The sequence below is a fragment of the Litchfieldia salsa genome (genome assembly GCF_900104555.1).
Lineage (GTDB): Bacteria > Bacillota > Bacilli > Bacillales > Bacillaceae_L > Litchfieldia > Litchfieldia salsa.
Window position 1 is genome coordinate 507,877 of sequence record NZ_FNJU01000003.1, and the last position, 24,925, is coordinate 532,801.

Sequence of the window (24,925 nt, forward strand, 5' to 3'; positions counted from 1 at the left end):
GTTTTCCCCCTACATTACGGTTTTATAATCTTCCAGTAATCTCCTGTTGAAAAAAAACTTCTATAATAAGTTATTCGATCATTTTGATCAAGATAAATTATTTCCCATATTGGTCGATCTTTACTTGTTTTTGAATCCCATTCAACACCTAATTTGATAGATCTAATTTCCTTTGGGTCTAGATCAGGGTTATTATAAAGCTTGCTTAAAGCTTTTTCTTTAGTAACTCCCTCATCCTGTTTACGTATAATCGTATCTTTCTTAGCATCTTCTGGAACCCAGATAATCTTTTTCTCGCCAGAATGTGTATCTCCAATGACAACATGATATGCGGCAGTACCATAATAAGTAGATACTTCATTTACTGTTTTTAAAAGCTCTTCTTCTTTTACTTTTAATAAAGCCTTTTCCTGCTCGTCCAACTTATAGTTCATCGTAGACTGATAAAGCGAGGTTATTCTCCAACTTAAAAGTATTACCACTACTATAAAAGTAACTAAGATCCATTTCTTCATTAAATTTACACTTCTCTATGTACGATATATTGTAAAAATCGCAGTATTTTGATCCTTTGGGTCTAACGATAAACCAAACATCAAATCTTGATGCTTTAATGTTCGATTTAGGCTGTCAACTACTTTATACAAGTCTGGAGAATTCTCTATCTTAACCGTTGACAGGATTTCTATTTTACTTTCCATAAGAACTCCTCCTATATGTATCACAATTTTTGCTACTTATATGATCGATGTTTAAAGGTAACAATATAATTACTACAACATATAGTTGAAGTAATTCTTTAACCATTATAACAGGTGTTCACACCTTTACGTTAATAAATTTCGCAAAAAATATTCTCCTACTCACACACATTTACCTGTCTATGACAGGTTTTTTTTATTCTTTATTTTTTTCTACCCCAATTTTGAGATTAACGAAAGAAATGCTGATTTTACACAGCATTCTTTCTGATCAATTCGCATAAAATTTAAACAGATGTCGAACTTTCCACTGAAATTGTAATAATTTCATAATCACCTTTATTAAACTTTATTGTGATATTTCCAAACTGTTTTGTGAGGTAAATATCAATCCATGTTTCTTGAAGCCGTTCAATAACATCTTGACTTGCTAAAACACCTTTCTTTCGGAATATCACAGCAGCTTGTGGATCAAGATGCTCAACAAAAGATTCAGATGTCCCATCTTTACTTGCAAATTCCGCCACTTTTAGAATATTTACACATGATAAATTAAAGTTTTTTAATAATAATTTCTCCAATTCAATACTCGAACTAGTCATATAAAGCAAATGATTATTATTAAATGAAAAAAGTAAGTCCATTCCAAGTGAGCCAACCACACTCTCATTTTCATGGATTACTTTTGTAACAAACCCAGGTAAAATCTCATGTTCTTGACCCGCTTTCCACTTAACATGAACTTTTTCACTTATGGCTTCAGAATAGGATTGTCCTGTTATTACTTGTCCAATAACAAAATTAGTTGTTAACCATTCCAAATTCGAAGTGTATTCAGGGTCATTTTTAGTGAGAATAAGCGCATTAATAGAATGAACATCATAGAGCTTGAGTAGTTGTTGTAATTCTTCTTGTGTTCCTGGACCTCCCGAATTGAGTAAGATGTTTCTTCCACTTCCATGCTGTATGAGCGTGGCTTCTCCACTGGAAAGATCAAGAAACGTCATAGCAATTTGATTTTCTCTTAATTTTAAATTTACTTTTTCAATTTCTGTTGGTATATCATTACTAGAAAATCCAGTTAGTAAAGAACATGTAATAACGATCAAAAGAAAGATGAACTTTTTCAATTCAATTCCTCCACTAATACTTGTCTAAAATCATTCTTAACTAGGTTTCCCTTTTACAATTTATGATAACCATTTATCTACTTTTTCTAACAAGACATCCAATTGATTTTCAATTACTGTCACTTCTGGTAAGGAAGATAAGAATTGTTTACCGTAATGAGTAGTTGTAATGCGTTGGTCCATTACAAATACAATTCCTTTATCCTTTTCTGTTCTAATTAACCTTCCAAACCCCTGCTTAAACCTCATAACCGCTTCAGGTAAAGCTAATTCTGTAAATGAATTACCTCCTAGCTTTTCTACTTTTTCAGATTTTGCTTTATATAGTGGCTCATTAGGAGGAGTGAAGGGTAATCTAACAATCACAACTGTCGTTAACTGATCTCCAGTAATGTCAACTCCCTCCCAAAAACTATTCGTTCCTAGTAGGATTGATTTATCAAAGGCTTTAAAGTTTTTCGTCAATTTTGCTTTACTTCCTCCACTAATGCCTTGAGCTATAATCATGTACTCATTAAGATGAGTGGATTGTTTTAAGAGATGATATGATTTTTTCAACATATCCGTGGAAGTAAATAGAACAAGCATTCTTCCTTTAGTTACTAGAACAATTTCTATTAAATGTTTGGACAATGCTTCTACAAACTCAGAATCATTATTTTTATTATTTAAATCAGGTAAATCATTAGGTATCATGATAACAGCTTGACTTTTAAAATCAAATGGAGAATTAAGTTTTAATGTTAAAGGTTGGAAGTCCTTTAAACCAAGTTTATCGATCATATAACCGAAGGAATCTCTAACTGTTAATGTTGCTGATGTCAGTAAGACACTTTTCTTATGAGTAAAAAATTTATCGGCTAACAGTTCAGATACATCTATCGGTTGGCTGTAAATGGTGGTAGCATTTTTTGCCCCTTTCCAATCCCCTTCAAACCATGTTACTCCTTCTCTCTCTTCAAATAATAGAGAATTCAAGTTATTCAAGAGCCCAATGAATCTACGTATTGCCGTATAATAATCAGCTACAGTCCCTTGTTGAAATGGTGTAATCATATGACTATTTTGATTTACCACATGCATTTGTGCATCGACAATTTTCTTCAATTGATCCCCTATGATCATGATTGAGCTTAACGCATCTCTTATTACTTCCCACTCATGTCCTTGCTCAAGTTTTGACCTAAATTGATAACTAATTCGATTCGTTTCTACCTTTGAAGAAGTTTCAATTACATAAGATTTTATCAAACTAAAAAGTTCATCAATATTTACCTTTAGTTCTCTTAAAAGTGTATCAATTTGAGAAAATGTTCGAATATCTTCTCCAATTGTTCTAAAAATCTTTGCACTTTTCGCTATAAGTTGATTATTATCAAGTGTTCCTAATTGGCTTAATATTCCAATGATTTGCAAATAGTTGATTCTTTCTCCAAAATGTTTACTTGCAATCTGTTCTATGTGATGCCCTTCATCAATTACGACAAATTCATAGTCAGGCAATAATTCCTTCTCACTCGTTAAATCAGATAAAAGTAAAGCATGATTTGTGATAACAATATTAGACTGTTTAGCTCTTTCTTTCGCTTTTTCATAAAAGCACCTTGATTGCCATGGGTCATCTTTAATTACTGTATACGTTGAATCAATATTAATTCTCGCCCAAAATAGTTGTCCACCAGAGGGCAAATTAATTTCCTCTACATCAGCTGTTGTAGTCTCTGTTAACCAAACCAGGATTTGACATTTAGTTAATACAGTATCGTAGTTATTGTCAAGTTCATATAACGATTGTTCAAATTTTCTTAATGATAAATAATGTGTTTTACCTTTCAGTAACGCATAAGTAAATGGAATAGGTAACAACCGACTTACCAATGGGATATCATTTTCCAACAACTGCTGCTGTAGCTGAATCGTATTTGTACTAACAATTACGGGTTTATCTTTATTAAGTGCTAACAAGATACTTGGAATCAAATATGCAAGTGTTTTTCCTATCCCAGTTCCACCTTCTATTAGTCCATGTTGATTTGTTTCTTGAATATAAGTGACAAAATCCATCATTTCAATTTGCTCAGGCCTAAATGTTATACCATTATTATTCTCAACATTATATTTTTTGAATTCTTCATAATTAATACCTTTTGTCCTAATTACTGTTTCAACATTTTCTTTCTTTAAAGCAATTCCTCGAAAGATATCAAATAGTAGGTCATCATTGTTAATCTTGGATATTTTTTTTTCGATTCTTTCTCCAATAATTAAATCTAGATCACTTTTTAGCCCCCTAGAAAGGGATAGCAGTTTCTGACATGTCACAAGAGGTAAGTCATTTAATTTGTCCAATATTCTCAAAAGAAGCTCGGCTGTGACTTCAGCATCACTATCTGCTCGGTGTGGCTGAATATGACTTAATTCAAGATTTCCTGCTAAATAACTTAGTTTATAGCTATCTATAGTTGGCATCATGATTCTTGACAATTCTACAGTATCAATAGTCGGACCACTAAATGTAGGGAATCCGTGATTTTCTAATTCTGTCTGTAGAAAGGACAAATCAAAAGGAACATTGTGTGCAACAAAATATGAATCTTCAAGCATGGACACAATTTCAGGGGCGATCATCTTAAAGTCAGGAGCATGTTCTACAATCTCATTCGAGATTCCTGTTAATTGTTCAATAAATGTAGGGATTTTTCGATTAGGATTTATGAAGCTGGAAAATCGCTCAACAATTTCTCCATCTATAATTACTACTGCTGCAAATTGTATGATTCGATCACCTTTTTTCGGTGAATTCCCTGTTGTTTCTATATCTATTACGACAAAGCGATTATTCACTGCTTTTCACCTCAGGTTCTATATCGCTATTAAAATAAACTGTATAATTTATGTAATTAAAAATAAACGTTCTATACTGTTTGTTACTCTATAGCATCAATCTAATATTCCAATTTAAAAACCCCCAAATGATGGGGGTTATCTTTATAATACAGTAGAAGCGGGTTCTTTTCCAATTAATTGTGTGATTCGGTTTTGATCATCCATAATCGCTATTTTGGGTTCGTGACTTGCCAACTCTTCTCCAGAAACAAGTGCATAAGATATAACGATAATTATATCATCTTTTTGAACAAGTCGAGCTGCTGCACCATTTAGACAAAATGTACCGCTGCCTCTTGGTCCAGGAATAATATACGTTTCAAGTCTTGCGCCATTGTTATTATTAACGATTTGAACCTTCTCATTCGCAACCATACCTACTGAATCAAGAATGTCTTCATCAATGGTGATGCTACCAACATAATTTAAGTTAGCTTCTGTTACACGTGCACGATGAATCTTTGCACTCATCATAGTACGAAACACCGTTTTTCCCCCTCTTAATTAGCTGATATATTTATATTGTTTTTCCTATAGTTTCATATCAACTGTAATATTATCAATTAGTCTGGCTTTTGTAAACTTAACAGCGACCGCAATCAGAACTTTACCTGATAGCTCCCCAATCGTTTCTAACTCAGGATAGCTTAGGACTTCCACATAATCAATTACACCTGATGTATGTTGAGTAATATGTTCCTTAATTGCATTCTGAACATTATAGCTGTTTTTTTCTCCATTAATAATAGCAGACTTTGCTGAAATTAATGCCTTATAGATTTGTGGCGCTTCCTGGCGCTCATATTCTGTTAAATAAACATTTCTTGAGCTTTTAGCTAAGCCATCTTCCTCGCGAACAGTATTTACAGGTACTAACTCAATCGGAAAGTTGAAATCCTTAATTAAACTCTGAACAATAGCAACTTGCTGTGCATCTTTCATACCGAAATAGACTTTATTTGCCTGTGTAATATTAAAAAGCTTAATAAGAACGGTAGCTACGCCATCAAAATGACCCTTACGTTTCTTTCCACAAAGCACATTTACTTTATTAACAACTTTCACTTCAAACGAAAATGAATCCTTATACATATCCTCTACTTGAGGATAGAAAATAAGATCAACACCATTATTTTTTGCTAACTTTTCATCTCTGTCAAAGTCTCTTGGATAAGAGTCAAAGTCTTCATTTGGTCCAAATTGAAGGGGGTTAACAAATATACTCAATATTACTAGATCATTTTCTTCCCTAGCTTTCTTAACTAACGTCATATGCCCTTCATGTAAATAACCCATGGTAGGTACAAAGCCAATCGATTTATTAGCATCCCGATGTATTCGCATTTCTTTTTCCATTGCTGCAACAGATGTAATAATTTTCATTTATTTAACTCCTCCATAAAGAGAAGAAAGTTGATTATCCTTCATCGTAAATGTGTGTTCTTCACTTGGGAATTCTAAGCTTTTTACTTCGGCAACATATTGCTTTAATCCACTTTGAATCTGTTCGTTTACTGAAGTAAACTGTTTTACGAACTTAGGCACTCTTCCAACTCCATAGGAGATAACATCATGGTAGACCAACACTTGACCATCTGTTTGATTACCTGCACCAATTCCTATTATTGGAATCATTAGTTGTTCTGTAATCACTTCAGCAAGTTGTCTTGGTACACACTCAAGAACTAAGCCAATAGCACCAGCAGCTTCGCATTGTTTTGCATCTTCAATTAATTTCTTGGCGCTCTCTATGTCTTTCCCTTGAACTTTATATCCACCAAGGACCCCTACAGCTTGAGGAGTTAATCCGAGGTGTGCAACTACAGGGATCCCACTTTCAGTTAATCGTTGAATCACTTGTATAACATCATTTCCGCCTTCTACTTTTACAGCATGTGCACCAGCTTCTTGGATAATCCTTGTCGCATTTCTTAACGTATCTTCCATTGAAATATGATAAGACATAAAAGGCATATCAGTGACGATAAACGTTTGTTTAGCCCCTCTTTTTACTGCTTTTGTATGATGAACCATATCATCAACAGTCACGGGTATGGTCGAATCATAACCAAGGACCACCATTCCAAGAGAATCTCCAACCAAAATCATATCAACATTCGCTTCTTCCGCATGTTTAGCGGAAGGGAAATCGTATGCCGTTAACATCACAATAGGTTCTTTGTTTTCTTTCATTTTCTTAAAATCAGTAGATTGCTTCATCTTACTCCTCCTTTTTAAGAGGAAATGAACAGCCGATTGTTTTTATCATGCATAAAAAGAGACTGCCACTAAAAGCTTTACAAGAATACCTCTAGAACTAATTCTAGAAATTTATCTGGTAGTTACTAAAAAGCTTTATGGACAGTCTCTGGATATGAATATTAATTCGGTTATTATTCATCCCTCTGTCCTAGTCCCTTGTATTTGGATCAAGGCAGAATTACTCGTAAAAGATGTTCGTAAAAATAAAAGTTCGCTTGGTGTAGTTCCAGTGGATACCACCCAGGTTCAAATGAATTATAACAATAGTTCACTTTTTTTACTACCATTTTTCACTGAAAAAATATGATTACTTTACTTTGGGATTAATTCAATATCTGCTGAATGGATCAAATGAATTTCACCATTGTCAGATTGAATTTTCAAAACTCCATCATCAGTTATTCCCAGAGCATGCCCCTTAATATCCCCTTGTATGGTTCTGGCAACCATTTGGTGACCAATGTTAATTGCATAACTTTCCCATAACAATTTAATGACCTTAAAGCCATTTTTCAAATATGTTAAGTAGAGCTTTTCAATATGTAACAAAATCTGTTGTAATAACAACGCACGGTCTATTTTTTTGCCTGTTATAATTGAAAGTGATGTTGCAGTATTGTTTATTGGTTCAGGGAATTGCTCCTGAGTTTGATTTACATTAATTCCGATTCCAATAATGACTGAATTAATGCGATCAGGTTCAGCTTGAAGTTCTGTAAGAATACCAACCACTTTTTTCCCTGATACTAAAATATCGTTTGGCCATTTAATATCTGGCTCTATACCTGTAACCTCTTGTATAGCTTGTGCTACACCGACTGCTACCAATAAAGTAAGTTGTGGGGCACTGGTTGGTGGAATATTTGGTCTTAGAATAAGACTCATCCAAATCCCTGTGTACTTTGGAGAGAACCATTTCCGGTCTAGTCTTCCACGCCCTTCGGTTTGTTCCTCTGTTACGACAATCGTTCCTTCATCTACACCCTCATACGCTAGTTTGTGAGCTAGTTTTTGTGTTGATGTAGTGACTTCTTCGAAATGTATAGAAGACCCCAAGATTCTAGTTTCTAATCCTAACTGTATTTCATTACTTGAAATTTTGTCTGGCTTGCTTTTAATTTGATATCCAAGCTTTCGGATCGCATTAACTTCATAGCCTTCAGCTCTTAAATCTTCTATATGCTTCCAAACAGCCGTTCTAGAACATCCAAGTAACTCACTTATCTTTTGGCCAGAAATGAACTCTGTTTCTGAATGAGAAAATAATTCCAATAATCTTTTTCTTATTTCCGATTGCAACGAAAAAACCACTCCTTTATTTTTGCTTCATCATTTTGAAGTTCATTTCTGAGAACATAATTTTCAATTTCACTCAAGGACTTTGACACCCATGGACCAGGTTCTCTATCAGACCAAAGCAACAAATCATTCCCCGAAATGACTAAATCATTTCTAGTTTTTATAGGTAACAGTAAATATTGTTGTTTAATTTTGTTAATATTGTTCTCCACATCTTCACTTGAAAGAATAGATCTAATCGTTTCGACTTGCCTGGAATGGTCAAAGCCTAATTCATATAAAATTTCAACAGACCAGCCATTTTCTTGTACCTTTCTTAATCCCTTTACATTTTTATCAATCGATACAATTAATTTATTCGGAAGCTTCCAATCCTTTAGGAATCCCTTAATATCTGATATGTTTAATAAAACCAGGAATAATGACCATGCTTCAGACTTATCTTTCAACAAGTTCCACCTAAACAAGTGCATCTCATTTAAAGCATCTCTATATACTGAAAGATTTGGTAAATACTTGAAGATGTTTGTTTTTACCAAAAGTGAAAGTCCTTCCGAAGTATTATGCGCCAGTATGATTTTTTCAAATTCCTTTGTCAACCTCTCAACTGAAATTTTTCTCAATAGATATCCATTTGTCTTAATAGCCTCTTCAGTAAGAGCACTTAACGAAAAGTTCAATTGACTAACAAAACGGATACCTCTCATCATTCTTAGTGCATCCTCATAGAATCTCTCATTTGGGTTTCCAACAGTTTCAATCACACCATTTTTTATCGCTTCTTTTCCATTAAAGGGATCGATCATTCTTCCTAGCCCGTCCATTGCGATTGCATTCATAGTGAAATCTCGTCTTTTTAAATCCTCTGTCAGTGATTTGATAAACGAAACACTTGATGGTCTTCGATAATCTTCATATTCTTCCTCAATACGAAAGGTTGTTACCTCGTAAGGTATATTCTCGATTAATACAATGACTGTCCCGTGCTCAATTCCTACATCAACGGTTCGAGGAAAAAGACTCATTACTTCTTCTGGAAGTGCTGATGTAGCAATATCAATATCACCGATAGGACGATTTAATAGTAGATCCCTGACAGCCCCTCCTACAAAATATGCTTCGTAGCCATTTTCATGTAATGTTGCTAAAATGGATAAAGGTTTTATGAATGGCTCTTGCATTTTGTCAAACTCCTTTAGTTTACTAATGTATAATATAGCGCTTCATATTGTTTAACAATTTTATCAGAATGAAATCTTTCTGACACAATCGATTTTGCTTTTGTTGCCATATTAATATGTAATGTCTCATTTGTTAATAGCTCAATACCTTTTTTTGCAATATCATATACGTCTCCAACTTCACATAGAAATCCATTCTCACCGTGTTTAATGACCTCAGGGATCCCACCAACTGTAGTTCCAATTGACGGTACTCCACATGCCATAGCTTCAAGTAACACCAAACCAAAACTCTCTTTTTCAGATAATAGCAATTTTAAATCACTGATTGAATATAATTCTTCCACATTGTCTTGTTTACCTAAGAATAGAACTCGATCAGAAATACCAAGTGATTTAACTAATTTACATACAACTGTAAATTCCGGTCCATCCCCAACTAGAATTAGTTTTGAATCTACTTTCTGTTGAATTTCATAAAAGGCGTGAATGACATCTGGTACTCTCTTTACTTTCCGGAAATTCGAAACATGTATTACTACTTTTTCGTTAGGTGTTATCCCGTATTGTTCTTTTAAGTGTGAGACATCTTTACGACAGTACACTCTCTCATCTATAAAATTATACACTGTTTCAATATCCTTTTTAGGTTCAATCACCTCTAATGTTTGTTGTGCTAAGGAATCTGAAACAGCAGTAACAATATCAGAAGATTCTATACCAAATCGAATTAAGTCTGTTAATGATGGATCATAACCCAATACTGTTATATCTGTCCCATGAAGAGTCGTGACAATCTTCAAATGATCTCCTACCATTTGCTTTGCTAAAATTGCGCATATTGCATGTGGAATTGCATAATGAACATGCAGTACATCGAGATTTTCTCTTCTAGCAACTTCAGCCATCTTACTAGCTAGAGCTAAATCATACGGCGGATATTTAAATACTGAATACTGATTTACTTCAACTTCATGATAATAAATATTAGAGTAAATTTTATTTAAACGAAAAGGAAGGCTAGATGAAATAAAATGGATTTCATGGCCTTTTTCTGCTAAAAGTTTTCCTAGCTCTGTTGCAATAACTCCAGATCCACCGACAGAAGGATAACAGGTAATTCCAATTTTTAATTTTTTCATTTTTTATTCCCCTAATAAATCGTTTGCCAAAAGGACGGGTTGCTTAGAAATAAATCCTTCAGCAAACTCAACACCATTTCCCTGTCCAAACAATTTTTCTCTACTAACAACGATTTCAATATAATTATTAACTAATGGTGTATCAATACTATTAGTTTCTTTCGTAAACTGACTTTTATATGCTTTTAAACTCGAGATTTTCAATTCAATTGTATCAGTAATGTCTATCACAAAATTAGGCTGGTGAAAACCATTAATCATGTAATAATAGACTGACCTTACTTGATGTGGATCAAGTCCTTCTGGATCTTCGAATTTTTTAATTTTTGCCGAAAATACAGCTTCTTCTACTAACCTTGCACAATGACCATGATCTGGATGACGGTCTACATAGTACGGGACAAAAATAGTTTTAGGTTTTAGTCTTCTAATCACACTTACAATCTTTCCGATATTTTCTTTATTTAGTTCAAGTCCTCTATCTGGAATATCTAGAAAAAGTCTTTCACTTACACCTAATATCTTTGACGATTGCTCGGCTTCATTTCTACGGATTTGAGGAGTTCCGTTTGAGGATAGCTCTGCATTGGTCAAATCACAAATACCCACCAGTTTTCCTAATTTAGAATACTTGGCAATTGTCCCAGCCATCCCAATTTCAACATCATCAGGATGTGCACCAAACGCTAAGATATCAAGATCCTTTTTCATTTTCGACCTCTAGATTACGATCATGAATAATTTCTCGCCAAGAAAAATCCCCACGTTCTAAGCCTCTAATTAGAATTTCAGCTGTTCCCATATTCGTTGCTAGTGGGATTGAATATACGTCACATAGCCTAATCAGTGCGGATACATCTGGTTCGTGTGGTTGAGCTGTTAGTGGGTCTCTAAAGAAGATCACCATATCCATCTCATTTTTTGCAATCCGAGCACCGATCTCTTGATCTCCACCAAGTGGGCCGGATTGGAATCTGTGAACGGTTAAACCAGTAGCTTCAGAAATTTTTTGACCAGTAGTTCCTGTTGCATACAATTCATGCTTTTCTAAGATCGCTTTATATGCTAAAGCAAAATGTATGATATACGGTTTTTTATTGTCATGTGCGATTAAAGAAATTTTCATTTAGCAATTTCCCCCAATTTTTTTAGCGATTTATTCAATTATATTCTCAAGACCATATACAAGTATATCTATCTTCATTACTGTTTCAATAGAATGCTTTACTCCTGACATAAATGAAGCGCGATTAAATGAATCATGGCGAATCGTTAGCATTTGTCCATCTCCACCAAAAAGAACCTCTTGATGTGCAATTAACCCAGGCAAACGCACACTATGTATATGAATTCCATCATATGATGCACCTCTAGCACCTGGAATTGTTTCTTTTTCATCTGGATGACCTTGTACTTTTGGTTCTCTGACAGCGCTAATTAGTTCAGCTGTCTTTATTCCTGTGCCAGATGGCGCATCCAGCTTTTGATCATGATGCAATTCAATAATTTCGATATCTTTGAAGTATCGAGCTGCCATTTGAGAAAATTTCATCATTAATATAGCACCAATTGCAAAATTCGGAGCAATAATCGCACCAAGTTTCTTCTCTTCTGCCATCACTGTCAATGATTGCAAATCCTCTTGTGAAAAACCAGTCGTACCAACAACAGGTCGTACACCATGTTCTAAAGCAATTTTCGTATGAACTCTACCAATCTCAGGGGTTGTTAAATCCACTAATACATCTGGTTGAGTTTCCGAGAAGCATTTTGTAATATCTGAATAAACCATCACATCTAACTGGGGTAACCCTTCAATTTCGGATAACTTTTTACCATCATGCTTGTGGTCAATCACACCAACTAGTTCAAAATGATCTACTTTGACGATCATCTTGACTGCTTCGATCCCCATTCTTCCTCTTGGTCCTGCAACTACAACTTTAATTTTACTCATATTGATACAACTCCTATTATTTTTCATCTTCTATTTTTGTCCAGCGATTTTTATCTCTGGTATTAAATTTCTTCATGACAATTTCATGTGCTTGTTCTAAATCTATGTTTAACGAATTAGCGAGACATATAAGGACAAAGAGAACATCCCCTGCTTCCTCTTCAATCGACTTTGTCTCTTCAGTAGCCTTCTTAGGCTTTTCACCATAATAATGGTTAACCTCTCTAGCTAATTCACCCAGCTCCTCGGTCATTCTCGCCATCATTGCAAGAGGACTAAAATATCCTTCTTTAAACTGGCCGATGTAAATATCTACATCCTGCTGAAGTTGTTTCATTGTTTTATGTTCACTCATGATCATTCACCTCAACTTTTCCTTCTTCCATGTTAGCTAAAAGAACATAATTTTACAAATTATTAGCAATTTTGAAGGGAGTATTTGCCTACAAATTAAACATACTCTATAATAGGATAGCTATCAAACAGTTTTTTTATCATAGAAGAATTTTTTCATAAAACTTCAAAGAAAGGGGGAATAAAATGGCATTCGGCTTGCGTTTTAAGAATATTTTCTTTATTTTACTTGGTTCAAGTATTTTTGCATTTGGACTTGTTCATTTTAATATGCAAAACAACTTAGCTGAAGGTGGATTTACAGGGATTACCTTACTACTTTTTTTTCGGTTTGGTTGGGATCCCTCTTATACAAACCTTATATTAAATATTCCGTTATTCTTTATCGGATGGAAGTTACTCGGTAGAACAGTGTTTATTTATACAATTCTTGGCACGGTAAGCTTATCATTATTTCTCTGGATTTTTCAAAGGTATCAATTCTATATACCGTTGGATGGAGATTTAGCATTAGCCGCCCTGTTTGCGGGTGTCTTTATCGGTGTTGGATTAGGGATTATTTTTAGATATGGGGGAACTACAGGCGGGGTTGATATAATCGCAAGATTAGTTCAAAAATATGTTGGCTGGAGTATGGGGAAAACGATGTTTCTATTCGATGTATTTGTTATAGGCGCATCTTTAATTGTCTATCTTTCTTACCGTGAAGCGATGTATACCCTTGTCGCTGTTTTTGTTGGAGCAAAGGTGATTGATTTCATGCAAGATGGGGCATATGCAGCAAAAGGCGCAACCATTATTTCTGATAAGAATGAGGAAATCGCTAAAAGAATAATTGAAGAAATGGACCGTGGTGTAACCATTTTAAAAGGTCAAGGGTCTTATACAAAACAAGAACGAAATGTTTTATATTGTGTAGTTGCCAGGAACGAACTTGTGAGACTAAAACAGGTAATTATATCTGTAGATCCTCATGCATTTGTAGCAGTTAGTGATGTACATGATGTATTAGGAGAAGGTTTTACGTTAGACGAAAATAAAAACCCTCTTGATAGATAAGTAAGAAAAGCGCAAGCGCCTTGTTCAGCCCCGACAGGCATACGGCGAATCACGTAGGAAATCTTGTTTTCCGTAGTGATTCGACTTATGACCCCGAGGGGCTAGGCGCTGGAGCTAGACACTAAAACTGAGTGCAAAGTTATATAACTTTCTTATCTTTTAAAAAAAGCTGTCCCTTAAGTGTTATGAAACTTAGGGGACAGCTTTTCTTACTTAGTCTTCACTACGTGTCATGCCTGTATAGATTAATATAAGTCTAACTAATTCTAACACGGCCACTGCAGCAGCAGCTACGTATGTTAAAGCAGCAGCATTCAACACTTTTCTTGTTTCTCGTTCTTCATCATTTCGAATAACTCCCGCAGAAACAATTTGTTCCATTGCTCTGCTAGATGCATTGAACTCAACGGGAAGTGTAACAATTTGAAATAAGACTGCTGCAGCCATAAAGATAATTCCAAATAATAATAAATTTGTCATGCCAGAAAAGATACCAATTAATATTAAAATCCAAGAGATATTTGAGCCAAAACTCGCAACTGGAACTAGTGAATGGCGTATACGAAGAAATGCATATGCCTCTTGATCTTGAATTGCATGTCCGACCTCATGAGCTGCAACCGCTGCACCTGCAACAGAATTTCCATAATAATTTTCTGTGGACAACCGAACGGTTTTAGATCTAGGGTCATAGTGATCAGACAAAACACCAGGAGTTTCCTCTACTCCAACATTGTATAATCCATTTTGATCTAATATTCTTCTAGCAACCTCAGCTCCTGACATGCCAGAAGATGCTCTGATCTGTGAATATTTTTTATATGTGCTTTTCACTTTCATTTGAGCGTAAAGTGGTACTAATATAATTATTGCAAAGTAAATCAATGTTGTCATTTATCTTTCCCCCATTAGGTTGTTTAAATATATTGTAGTGAGGAATTCATATGCTTGTCAACGATTTGTTTATTTATTCTTCAAGATCCCTTTGTTTAATCCTTCTATGTTTATCTCCTTTATATTTTCTCCAAGCTACGTAAGATAATGTAAGGATAATTACACTTCCTGTTGATATCATAACCCAGATTAATGAAGGATCAGCTTCATCTTCGGACATATTATCAAAAATCGTCCTCAAATCTAATTCCATTTGTTCCATTTGTTGAAGACGTGTTGATGTTTTTAGTCCTTCATTCCGATAGGAATCCAAGAAACTTATATGAGAATCTAATCTTTGAACAGTTAATGGTGAAACATCTACCTTTAAGCTTGGATGTATCATATCATATTTTGAAATAAATTGGTCAAGTTGGTTTTGATACGTTTGATTATTCCCTTCTACAACCGTTTCTTTCATTTGATTAAAAGTAGTCATGATTGAGTATTCCATCTCTGTCCATAATGGTTGATGCTCAGAACGAATTGCATCAATGACCAAACGAAATTGAGTAACACTTTTAACTCGCTCCTCAAGTGTTAATGAAGTGGAGTTTATTGCCTCAAGTGCATCATCATGTGTAACTGTGATGACTCTTAATTCATCCATAGAATAATTTTGATTATCTAAATTTACTTTCAAAAATTCTTCAGAAAAATAGTCCAACATTCCCTTTGCTTCTTCATATCTCTCTTGCTTGACTAATTGTAATGCCTGGTCTGATATTTGATCCAGTTTTCCCCAATGGTCATGTCCATTCGCATGAGAAGAAATTGGGAATCCTATTATTAAAATCATTAGTACATATACGATTTTTAAACATCTCATACTTGTCCCTCCTCAAACTTCTATTATGAATGTATGTAGAAGAGGACAAGAGTAGACCATTTAAATAACTAACAAATAGTTTTTTTGTAACTTAAGGTAATTGTAGAATAAGACGATCCTTTTTGATACATAACCAGTATGCAATCAATAGAGATACCATAGAGAGCCAGAATGTAAAATAACCTATTTCTGGGATGTATTGATCTAATACAGTATACCTAGGTAACATAAAAAACACATAATCGATTACATCATTATGTAATGTCCATAGTGCAGCTAATATGATGTGGATTGGTTTTATTCGATAGTATGGGGCAAATAAAAGACCTTGAATGGCCATGCCCAAATGGGAGAAAATCAGCATATAGCTAGCCAGACTTAAATAACCCATTTCAAAATAGGTTAGGAGATTCATTACTACAGCCCATATCCCATACTTAAATAAAGTGATAATAGCAAGAGCTTCTATTAATGGCCAATTCCTTCGTAATAAAAATGCGATTAATACAAAGACAAAGAATAAACTTGCAGTTGGACTATCTGGAACAAATAGTAAAAAATACCAAGGTGTAATCTCTAATTGGCTTTCATACCATATATATCCATAGATCGTTCCAGGAATATTTATCAACAATAACAACCAAAGCATTGGACGTTGACCAAAAAAATACAGCCAATTCTTCACTCGTAAAACCAACTTTCGTAACATTATAGTAAAAGTGAACTTGTAATATTAGCACAATCTTTATAGTAAAAAAGCTGACCATTATAGTCAGCTTTTTTACTATTTGGATGTAACTCCAGAAATAAATTCTGCTAATGCTTGTAACTCTTCATCAGAGCCTTCAAACATTCCAGCTGGCATCGTATTTATACCGTTAACAGCGATATCTTTAATTTGATCTACGTCTAAACCGTTATCAACTAACGCTTTTCCTGCAGGACCACCTTCTAGATTTTCACCGTGACAACCAATACAGCCTTTTTCTTGATAAAGAAGATATCCTTCAGACTCTTTATCTATTTCAGCTTCAGCCACAATAGCACCTTGCTGTTTTTTTAGCTCCCAGTCTGTTTGGTCAACAGATTCCCAAGTTAGATAAAAAGTTGCAGCAACACCTAATAACATTAAACCCGTAGCAACTGGTCTTTTAGAAGGACGTCGTTCTGGACCTCTATCTAAGAATGGCGCAAGCATTAAAGCACCAAAACCTAATCCTGGAATAACAAGTGCTCCAATGATTGTATATGGACCTGAAGCATATGAATATTTCAGTAATTGATATAAGAATAAGAAATACCAGTCAGGCAACGGAATATACGCTGTATCTGTAGGGTCTGCAATACGCTCTAACGGGGGCTCATGTGCCACTGTTAAGCATAAAAATCCAATTAAGAAGACAGCTCCTACCATCCATTCTTTTAATAAAAAGTTTGGCCAAAATGCTTCTGTTTTTCCTGGATATTCTGAATAATCCTTTGGGATATTCGGTTTTCTAACTGCTGGTACACGGGAATCTCCAACAAACTTCATTCCTTTTCCACGATGCATATCAGTTCCCCCTCCTTTTCTAAGGAATTATAGGTTCTTTCACTAACAAAACAATAGGATCATTTTAAAGTGGCCCTGAAATACCTTGTTTTCGGATCATCATAAAATGCGCAGCCATTAATCCAAATAAAGCTGCCGGTAAGAAAAATACATGGATTGCAAAGAATCTAGTTAAAGTTTGTGCACCCACGATTTCTGGATGACCAGAAAGTAATGTTTTAATATGAGGACCAAGAATCGGTACAGCTTCAACAATTTGAAGAGTAACCTTCGTCGCAAATAAAGCTTTCATATCCCAAGGTAATAAATAACCAGTTAAGCCTAGTGCAAGCATAACAAAGAAAATAAGTACACCAACAACCCAGTTCAATTCACGGGGTTTTTTATACGCACCTTGGAAGAAAACACGAAGCGTATGTAAGAACATCATAACGATTACTAAGCTAGCACCCCAGTGATGCATACCACGGACAATTTGCCCAAAAGCTACTTCATTTTGAAGATAGTACACGGATTCCCATGCATTCTTAATATCTGGAACATAGTACATCGTTAAAAACATACCTGAAAGAATTTGAATAACGGTTACAAAAAAAGTTAAGCCACCAAAACAATATACAAAAGCTGAGAAGTGATGAGCAGGATTAACATGCTCTGGTACTTCGTGATCAGCAATATCTCGCCACAAAGGCGTAATATCTAAGCGCTCATCAACCCAGTCATAGATCTTATTTAACATTTATTACGCCCCTCCTTGTGGTTTCGCCTGACCTAAATATAAATATCCATCTTTCACTTCTGTAACAAATCTGTCTAATGGACTTATAGGTGGTGTACCTTTTACATTTTGACCATCTTTTTCATAAAGACCATAGTGGCATGGACAGAAGAATCTATTTTGATTCTGTGGATCTGTATTCCAGTCAACGGTACAGCCTAAATGCTTACAGACAGGTGATAAGGCAATGATTTTATCGCTCTCATCTTTGTAGACCCAAGCTGATCTCGGCTCTTCTGATTCATACCAAGCATCAATCTGATTAATTTTAAAATCAATACGTTGTGGTTCATTTGTAATATCTTCAACACTAGCAACCTGAACCATATCTTGTTCCTGTTTTGGTTTTAAAACTGGATCAATTGCAAAACGTACCATCGGCATTAACATTCCAGCAGCCATAAATCCACCCACACCAGTAAGAGTGTAATTTAAGAACTGACGTCTTGATACCCTATGTTTTTTCTCGCTCATAGTTTTCCCCCCTCTATCAAATGCTAAGTCCATCCGGACATAAATTTAACACAATTATACTAGGACATACTCATGATATATCAATATTATGACGAGGTCAATATCATCATTCTCTTATATTAAGGCAACTATGTTATTTTTATGATGAAAACTAGTGTAAGTATATTATTAATTTCTATTTTTACTATCGATAATTTGTTAATGTTATTTTCATAAAATTTAATCTTGCCATATTCTCATGAAAATAGTAATTAAACCTTTCATCTGATCCTGTAGCATGGACTGCTTAAGACGATCATCAAGATGCTCAAGTGGCAATGTAGGGATCGAAATAAGAGAACCTTTTAGACTTTCTTCATGTTGTTTCCAAGTCGTGTCAGATGTGATAAATATCAAATGTTTAAAACCACTAGTTAATGATTCATCAGACCACGAACTTAACCTAGATAAGGAACTCTCAATTCCCTCTGTCTCAGAGTATGTAAAAGACGGGAATAAAACAACTCTACCTTTAAATTGCCGTTCAATTTCTTGTGAAAGTACCGTTGTGAATTCACCTATCTCAACCGTTTTTTTGAGATTGTTGTCAAAAGTCACAGGTAACAATGGAACAATAGCGGTATCCACATATTCTTTAGATTTTAAATATAAATCTATATCTTTTGTTGTCCACTTCAAAATTCTTCTCTCCTTCATCATAAATATCTAATTCTACGATACCACAAAATGGTACGAAACAGAATTGATAAACAATAAAAAGCTGACAAACGAATGCGCATTTGTCAGCAACAAAAATAATCTTTATGTGTTTGGTTTTAACGAACTTAATGGCAATTAGAACGAGATAATTTTTTCAATTGCTCTGTAAGCTTTTGAAATTTACTTGGATCTTGTTGATCAAGTGCTTCATCAATTTGCTTTAATAACTTTTCTTTTTGATAAGTATGGATTGATTCTTCGAGAAACTTTTCAGCCAACATCGTATCTTTTTCATTAACTTGCAGATGTTGTGGCATGAAAGGATTTTCTTCTAAAACAGCTACATACTGTTGAGTGTGAAATGAAGATCTAAAGTTTAATTGAATATATATTTCTTCATCTCTATTCAACCGAATATCATGAAAAGACTTCTCAGCATCTGTTGTCATCACATTTTCCTTATAAAACCGGAATGGAACATCATCAACACAATGCGTCGACATAATGATTCCTCTAGGGCAGTATTGCGCTTGTTCCACGAAATGAACATTTTTCATTAATTGGTCGTGACTCATCAAGTAGTTTAAAATCCAGACACACTCTCTTCTCTTTAATTGATAGTTATTAAGAAACCAGCGAATGAAGTCTTTCTTCTCGTTGACAGATACAGGGGTAGTCATCGCATGCTTCCCTCCTCTGCAATTGTGATTAGTTATTTTTGTAAGCACTTTATTAATTCGACAGAACCAATTCATACTCCTGCTTTAACAAATATTTTACGATTACTCCAAGTTTAAAATTAGTTCTTCAATTTCATAATTAGTTGGATCAATTTTTAGTAAGTCTTTAAATATAGATATTGCATCATCCCTATGTCCATCCTCTAATAGAAAATAGCCATATTCTCTTAAGAAATCTTCTGTCTCCTTAAAAGAAGTATATGCAAGTCGATAATGGTTTAATGCATCCGAATATTCTTCAAGTTTATTTTTCGCGTGAGCAAGGTCCCATTCAAATTGGGGATCATATTCACCGTAATTCATTACTTCTTGTAAACATTCAACAACATCTTCATACCTTTGTTCATTAATAAAGAATTTGTTGATTGTAATGATTGCCTCTATATACCCTGGATCAATTGCAATAGCCTCGCGAAGATGCTTCTCAATTGATAAAGAATCACCTAATTTAATCGCAAGCTTTCCTGCATAGAAATGAAGTTCTTTATTTAAATTATCAATCAGAATGCCTTCACTAACTGTTTCATAACTCTCTTTAATCATTTCTTCTTGTTCATAGGCCTTTGCTAAATGCAAATATAATGACAAATATTCAGGATCTAATTCTTTTAATCTAGAAAATGTTTCTATCGCTGTAATATGATAGCCTGCTTGAAGTGATGTAAAACCATAGTTGAAGAGTGTATTAATATCCTCTCCCTTACTAATGGCTTTCTGAAAGTAAGGTAGTGATGCTTCAAACTCACCCATTGTACTTAGGGACTCAGCCAATCTGGCATTTACATTAACACCGGCAACGATTTCTTCCTCTGATAAAACCGATTCATAATAAGATATACTTTTCTTATATTCGCCTTGACTTGAATATAGTTCAGCTAACGCAAAATCAAGGATGCTCTCTTTTGGCATTTTTCTTTTAGCAATTAGAAGCTTCTGTTCACTAACCTCATGTAAACCTTGCATTTGATATAAATCAGCTTGAAGTATCAATGCTTCTACATATACGGCATCAGTTTCTGAAATATCTTCAAGAAAAGAGATTGCTTCCTCTTCTTCATCCATATCAATTAAGATTTCTGCCATCAATATTAATAAGTCACCTTCATCTGGGTAAAGAAATAACAGTTCCTGAACGATTTCTTTAGCTTCTTCCACAAGACCCCATTTTAAATACGATTCCGCCAATTCGTATTTTTCATCATCTGTACATTGAGCTTTAATTTCTTTTATATATTGCAAACCCTTTTCAGGTTCGCCGTTTTCTACTAACTCGATCGCATCTGCTAATTTACTCATTTAATTTGTAACTCCTTTTTATCTTCCGGATGCAAAATGACCTGGTAACTTTACTTTACAATCCCTGCCAAAACCAGGATAAAAAAACACTTCAGCGCCAATCTTCAGAAACTTACCCTTATGCATGGTGACAACAGGGCTATGATGGTCAAAATTGAATACTGGCTCTTCATTAACAGAGGTCATTTCATCCATGTTATATAAATTATAATCCAACTGTCCTCTAATTCGAATATCACCTTTAGCAGGATATATGCCCATTTTTTTAAGAGTGTCTAACGATAAAGGTGATTTTTCATCAGGACATGTTTTTACAGTAGGTATACCATGATCTTCCATTAACCTACTCCAAATCTCATAATGCTTGTTACTATTGAAGAGGGATTTTTCTTTTGTATGCCATTTTGGAATTAATGGAAAGAAATAAGGGTAAAACGCTTCTTTGATCCATCCCCAAGGTATCTTATATAAATCTAGTTCATTTTCAATATCAACCACCAAAGCAGGAAGTTTTAATTTTTTACACGCTCTAACCAATGAAGGCGTCAAAGCTTTCAATGGGATTTTCACACAAATATAGAAGTCAATCGGACTGTTCAATAGAAAATGTTTAGTAGCTTCAATCCTTTTAGAAAGCTCACGTTCATTTTTAACATCACATACAACTACCAACCCTGTACAACCCTTATTTATGTAGTTCTTAATCATCACTTCTTTAAATTCATTAAATTGCAGATTTTTAGAAAATGAAAAATTCATCATTATATGTCCAGGGGTTAATAAATAGGTTGAAAGATCCATTCTCATAAAATTTAAGTGTTTATTACTATTACTAATATAGTCAATATTTGTATCTTTTACAACAATTGAGCACTTTGCTACCCTATTCTCTTTTAGTACATTCGCTTGTTCTATTAAGTACGTCAAAAATACCTCCCCCATTCACTAAGTTTTAGTAGCTAAACAATCTAGTCATCTTAAGACAAGCTATGCTTATGACAGGATAAGTATGATAACTAAATGGTGCTAGCTTAGGAATAGAGAATACACAAAAAAGACTGTCCTAAATAAAACACTTTTTTAGGACAGTCCTTTATTTAAAATTTACTTAACTGCTCGAGATGATTGAAAAAGTTAGGATATGAAACAGCAATAGCTTCTGGATTTTCTAAATTAATATCACCATTTGTAATAAGTGATGCAATCGCAAGCATCATTCCTATTCGATGATCTCCATAACTACTAACTTGGTTGCCTGATAAAGGGGTTTTTGAACCTGTTATGATCATTCCATCATCTGTAGACTGAATATTAACACCAAGCTTTGTTAGCTCATCCACTACAGTGTCAATTCTGTTTGTCTCTTTGACCTTCAACTCACTTGCATCCTTGATTACTGTTACTCCATTTGCCTGTGAAGCTAATAACGCAATGATCGGAATTTCATCAATTAACCTAGGAATTAAATCGCCGCTAATCTCAATTCCTTTAAGGTTTGAACTAGTAATTGTTAAATCTGCCACCGGTTCAAAATTAACAATTCTTTCATTTTCTATGCTGAGCATTGCACCCATGTTTTGAAGCACATCAATAATACCTGTTCTAGTTGGGTTCATTCCAACATTCTTAAGTGTAATCGAGCTGTTTTGTGTAATTGCACCAGCCACTAAAAAGAATGCTGCTGATGAAATGTCACCAGGAACTATTATTTCTGTTGATTTTAAAGTTTGTCCACCCTTAATTGATACAGTTAGTCCAGATTCTTCCACTTCACACCCAAAGGCTCTTAGCATTCTTTCAGTATGATCTCTTGATTTTGCTGGTTCTGAAACTGAAGTAACACCCTCTGCTCGAAGTCCTGCTAGTAAAACAGCAGATTTCACCTGTGCACTAGCAACTGGTGATACATACTCAATTGCTTTTAACGGATTGCCACGAACTGCCAAAGGCGTAAATCCACCTTCTTTTCGTCCATCTATCTTGGCTCCCATCATTCTTAAAGGAGATGTAACCCGATTCATCGGACGCTTTCCGATTGATTCATCTCCTATTAAGCAAGAATGAAAATTACTACCGGATAAGATCCCTAAAATCAGTCGAGTAGTTGTACCAGAATTCCCTACATCGAGAATTTCTTCAGGTTCCTTTAATCCGTCAAAACCTTTACCCTCGACTTCAACAAGATCATCCTTAAGATTTATTTCAACACCCATTTTTCTAAAGCAATCGATTGTACTCAGGCAGTCTTCCCCTGTTAAAAAATTTTTAACTAGTGTCTTCCCTTCAGCAATCGAACCAAACATAACACCACGATGAGAAATGGATTTATCCCCTGGAATTATAATAGAACCTTCTAATCCCTTTACTTTTTGAGGGAGCTTTTTTATCGTTTTCATAATAACACCTCATAAATTTTTGACTATTTAGATAATATATCATAATTACCCATAAAAGGTTTCATAATTTGTATTTGATTCAATACATAACTTTGCACTTTCACGGTCATTTTCACTTTGAAAGCTTAGGCGTAATACCCCATATATTTCTTCACGTGTTTCAATAATCCTAATATTTGTAATACTTATTTTAGCTACAGCTAAATAACCTGTAATCTCAGAAATAATCCCAGGGTAATCTGGCACATCTACAAAAAGATCATAAAAAGAAGGAATTGCCCCTTTAGTTCGTGTTGGTAAGTCATCGCGAAAATCTTTTGCAGATGCAAAGTATTGATAAATTTGTTCACTATTATCCGATGCAATAAAATGACGGACCATATCCATTTCTTTAATCCACTCATCAAACATTTGGAGAAGAGGCTCTTTATTATGTAGTAGAATATCTCGCCACATTACAGGATTACTAGAAGCAATCCTCGTTATATCTCTAAATCCTCCTGCTGCTAACCGGCTGACTAAATCATGGTTGTCACTATAGTTTTTTGCTTGATGAACGAGCCCTGCTGCTATAATGTGAGGAAAATGGCTGATTACACCTGCAACACGATCATGCTCTTGTGGTGTTAAGGTAATGAAATTTGCTTTCGTTCCATTCAATAAATATTTTAGCTCAGCAATTTCCTTTTGTGATTGACCATCATGGGGTGTGAGTATGTAAAATGCATTCTCAAACAAATGTGCTTTCGCCGCAACTATACCACTTTTATGTGACCCCGCCATTGGATGTCCACCAATAAATGTTACTCCCTTTTGCCTTAAACCTTCTGCTTTTTCTACAATTTTTTCTTTTGTACTACCAACATCGGATACTATGACAGACTTTTTGAATTCAATTGTTTCCATTTGTTTTAATAACATTTCAGTTTGTTTAACTGGAACTGCAATAAAGATAAAATCGCAAATAGACATTACATGGTCTAAATCCTGAACAATCTCATCAATAATATGTAATGTTTTTGCGAGCCTCCCTTGATCAACATTTATATCAAATCCATATATTTTACAGCTTGGATGTTCTTTTTTTATTCCTAGTGCGATAGAACCACCGATCAAACCCAAGCCTACAATAAGAACATTCCCCTTCACAAAACCACCTCCAAATAAGAAAAGCGCAAGGAGCCCGTTTATCGGCGACAGGCATAAGACAAGCCGACTAGAAGGTTGCTCTTTAACCTTCTTGGCGGATTGGCTTAT

The 24,925-nt window shown here is 34.6% G+C and carries 27 protein-coding genes; 1 reads left to right on the forward strand and 26 read right to left on the reverse strand.

The window, feature by feature from the left end; translation table 11 throughout:
- Positions 1-14: 14 nt before the first annotated feature.
- From BLQ56_RS09485 to BLQ56_RS09550, 14 genes are all read right to left on the reverse strand, one after another.
- Positions 15-515, reverse strand: coding sequence for a cell wall elongation regulator TseB-like domain-containing protein (locus BLQ56_RS09485; RefSeq protein WP_175490251.1), 501 nt, complete (start codon positions 513-515; stop codon positions 15-17).
- A gap of 15 nt (positions 516-530) precedes the next feature.
- Positions 531-701: a YpmA family protein gene (locus BLQ56_RS09490; RefSeq protein WP_090852812.1), complete on the reverse strand. Its 171-nt coding sequence runs from the start codon at positions 699-701 to the stop codon at positions 531-533.
- Between the two features lie 287 nt (positions 702-988).
- Complete coding sequence (locus BLQ56_RS09495; protein ID WP_090852815.1) at positions 989-1,831, reverse strand: ComEC/Rec2 family competence protein; 843 nt, start codon at positions 1,829-1,831, stop codon at positions 989-991.
- A gap of 60 nt (positions 1,832-1,891) precedes the next feature.
- Positions 1,892-4,675: an ATP-dependent DNA helicase DinG gene (dinG, locus tag BLQ56_RS09500; protein WP_090852817.1), complete on the reverse strand. Its 2,784-nt coding sequence runs from the start codon at positions 4,673-4,675 to the stop codon at positions 1,892-1,894.
- A 144-nt stretch (positions 4,676-4,819) separates the two neighbouring features.
- Positions 4,820-5,203 carry an aspartate 1-decarboxylase gene (panD, locus tag BLQ56_RS09505; RefSeq protein WP_090852820.1) on the reverse strand — a complete coding sequence of 128 codons (384 nt, stop codon included), beginning with the start codon at positions 5,201-5,203 and terminating at the stop codon, positions 4,820-4,822.
- 45 nt (positions 5,204-5,248) lie between these two features.
- Positions 5,249-6,100 (reverse strand): pantoate--beta-alanine ligase, encoded by an 852-nt coding sequence (gene panC / locus BLQ56_RS09510; protein ID WP_090852823.1) that lies wholly within the window; start codon positions 6,098-6,100, stop codon positions 5,249-5,251.
- Complete coding sequence (gene panB / locus BLQ56_RS09515) at positions 6,101-6,937, reverse strand: 3-methyl-2-oxobutanoate hydroxymethyltransferase (RefSeq protein WP_090852826.1); 837 nt, start codon at positions 6,935-6,937, stop codon at positions 6,101-6,103.
- Between the two features lie 354 nt (positions 6,938-7,291).
- On the reverse strand, positions 7,292-8,278 hold the full coding sequence (locus tag BLQ56_RS09520; protein ID WP_090852829.1) for a biotin--[acetyl-CoA-carboxylase] ligase: 987 nt from the start codon (positions 8,276-8,278) through the stop codon (positions 7,292-7,294).
- On the reverse strand, positions 8,263-9,459 hold the full coding sequence (locus tag BLQ56_RS09525) for a CCA tRNA nucleotidyltransferase (RefSeq protein ID WP_090852832.1): 1,197 nt from the start codon (positions 9,457-9,459) through the stop codon (positions 8,263-8,265). Before BLQ56_RS09525 ends, BLQ56_RS09520 begins: the two co-directional genes overlap by 16 nt.
- 14 nt (positions 9,460-9,473) lie before the next feature.
- Positions 9,474-10,601, reverse strand: a complete 1,128-nt coding sequence (gene bshA, locus BLQ56_RS09530) for an N-acetyl-alpha-D-glucosaminyl L-malate synthase BshA (protein ID WP_090852835.1) — start codon at positions 10,599-10,601, stop codon at positions 9,474-9,476.
- Between the two features lie 3 nt (positions 10,602-10,604).
- On the reverse strand, positions 10,605-11,312 hold the full coding sequence (gene bshB1 / locus BLQ56_RS09535; RefSeq protein WP_090852838.1) for a bacillithiol biosynthesis deacetylase BshB1: 708 nt from the start codon (positions 11,310-11,312) through the stop codon (positions 10,605-10,607).
- Positions 11,296-11,727 (reverse strand): methylglyoxal synthase, encoded by a 432-nt coding sequence (mgsA, locus tag BLQ56_RS09540; protein WP_090852841.1) that lies wholly within the window; start codon positions 11,725-11,727, stop codon positions 11,296-11,298. Before mgsA ends, bshB1 begins: the two co-directional genes overlap by 17 nt.
- A 30-nt stretch (positions 11,728-11,757) precedes the next feature.
- Positions 11,758-12,558 (reverse strand): 4-hydroxy-tetrahydrodipicolinate reductase, encoded by an 801-nt coding sequence (dapB, locus tag BLQ56_RS09545; RefSeq protein WP_090852844.1) that lies wholly within the window; start codon positions 12,556-12,558, stop codon positions 11,758-11,760.
- Between the two features lie 16 nt (positions 12,559-12,574).
- Entirely contained in the window at positions 12,575-12,913 is a 339-nt protein-coding gene (locus tag BLQ56_RS09550; protein WP_090852847.1) for a nucleotide pyrophosphohydrolase, read from the reverse strand.
- Positions 12,914-13,098: 185 nt separating this feature from the next.
- Between BLQ56_RS09550 and BLQ56_RS09555 the strand changes: the two genes are divergently transcribed.
- Positions 13,099-13,971 carry a YitT family protein gene (locus BLQ56_RS09555; RefSeq protein WP_090852849.1) on the forward strand — a complete coding sequence of 291 codons (873 nt, stop codon included), beginning with the start codon at positions 13,099-13,101 and terminating at the stop codon, positions 13,969-13,971.
- A 213-nt stretch (positions 13,972-14,184) separates the two neighbouring features.
- Here BLQ56_RS09555 and BLQ56_RS09560 read toward each other — a convergent pair whose 3' ends face one another.
- The 12 genes from BLQ56_RS09560 to BLQ56_RS09615 form a co-directional block, all read right to left on the reverse strand.
- On the reverse strand, positions 14,185-14,865 hold the full coding sequence (locus BLQ56_RS09560) for a zinc metallopeptidase (protein ID WP_090852852.1): 681 nt from the start codon (positions 14,863-14,865) through the stop codon (positions 14,185-14,187).
- Between the two features lie 73 nt (positions 14,866-14,938).
- Positions 14,939-15,733, reverse strand: coding sequence for a sporulation protein YpjB (ypjB, locus tag BLQ56_RS09565; protein WP_090852855.1), 795 nt, complete (start codon positions 15,731-15,733; stop codon positions 14,939-14,941).
- 91 nt (positions 15,734-15,824) lie between these two features.
- Positions 15,825-16,382, reverse strand: coding sequence for a lipoprotein heptaprenylglyceryl N-acetyltransferase LhaT (gene lhaT / locus BLQ56_RS09570; RefSeq protein WP_238457231.1), 558 nt, complete (start codon positions 16,380-16,382; stop codon positions 15,825-15,827).
- Positions 16,383-16,517: 135 nt separating this feature from the next.
- Positions 16,518-17,285 (reverse strand): menaquinol-cytochrome c reductase cytochrome b/c subunit, encoded by a 768-nt coding sequence (locus BLQ56_RS09575; RefSeq protein ID WP_090852859.1) that lies wholly within the window; start codon positions 17,283-17,285, stop codon positions 16,518-16,520.
- A gap of 64 nt (positions 17,286-17,349) precedes the next feature.
- The gene (gene qcrB, locus BLQ56_RS09580) at positions 17,350-18,024 is read right to left on the reverse strand and encodes a menaquinol-cytochrome c reductase cytochrome b subunit (RefSeq protein WP_090852862.1); all 675 of its coding nucleotides are present in this window, start codon (positions 18,022-18,024) and stop codon (positions 17,350-17,352) included.
- Positions 18,025-18,027: 3 nt separating this feature from the next.
- Positions 18,028-18,537, reverse strand: a complete 510-nt coding sequence (locus BLQ56_RS09585) for a Rieske (2Fe-2S) protein (RefSeq protein ID WP_090852865.1) — start codon at positions 18,535-18,537, stop codon at positions 18,028-18,030.
- A gap of 219 nt (positions 18,538-18,756) precedes the next feature.
- The gene (locus BLQ56_RS09590; protein ID WP_090852868.1) at positions 18,757-19,215 is read right to left on the reverse strand and encodes a YpiF family protein; all 459 of its coding nucleotides are present in this window, start codon (positions 19,213-19,215) and stop codon (positions 18,757-18,759) included.
- 146 nt (positions 19,216-19,361) lie between these two features.
- A complete protein-coding gene (locus BLQ56_RS09595; RefSeq protein ID WP_090852871.1) occupies positions 19,362-19,916 on the reverse strand; it encodes a ReoY family proteolytic degradation factor in 555 nt (184 codons plus the stop codon).
- 102 nt (positions 19,917-20,018) lie between these two features.
- The gene (locus BLQ56_RS09600; protein ID WP_090852874.1) at positions 20,019-21,272 is read right to left on the reverse strand and encodes a tetratricopeptide repeat protein; all 1,254 of its coding nucleotides are present in this window, start codon (positions 21,270-21,272) and stop codon (positions 20,019-20,021) included.
- A gap of 18 nt (positions 21,273-21,290) precedes the next feature.
- Positions 21,291-22,199 carry a hypothetical protein gene (locus tag BLQ56_RS09605; protein WP_090852877.1) on the reverse strand — a complete coding sequence of 303 codons (909 nt, stop codon included), beginning with the start codon at positions 22,197-22,199 and terminating at the stop codon, positions 21,291-21,293.
- 170 nt (positions 22,200-22,369) lie between these two features.
- Entirely contained in the window at positions 22,370-23,668 is a 1,299-nt protein-coding gene (gene aroA, locus BLQ56_RS09610) for a 3-phosphoshikimate 1-carboxyvinyltransferase (protein WP_090852880.1), read from the reverse strand.
- Positions 23,669-23,713: 45 nt separating this feature from the next.
- Positions 23,714-24,817, reverse strand: a complete 1,104-nt coding sequence (locus tag BLQ56_RS09615; RefSeq protein ID WP_090852882.1) for a prephenate dehydrogenase — start codon at positions 24,815-24,817, stop codon at positions 23,714-23,716.
- Positions 24,818-24,925: the final 108 nt, after the last annotated feature.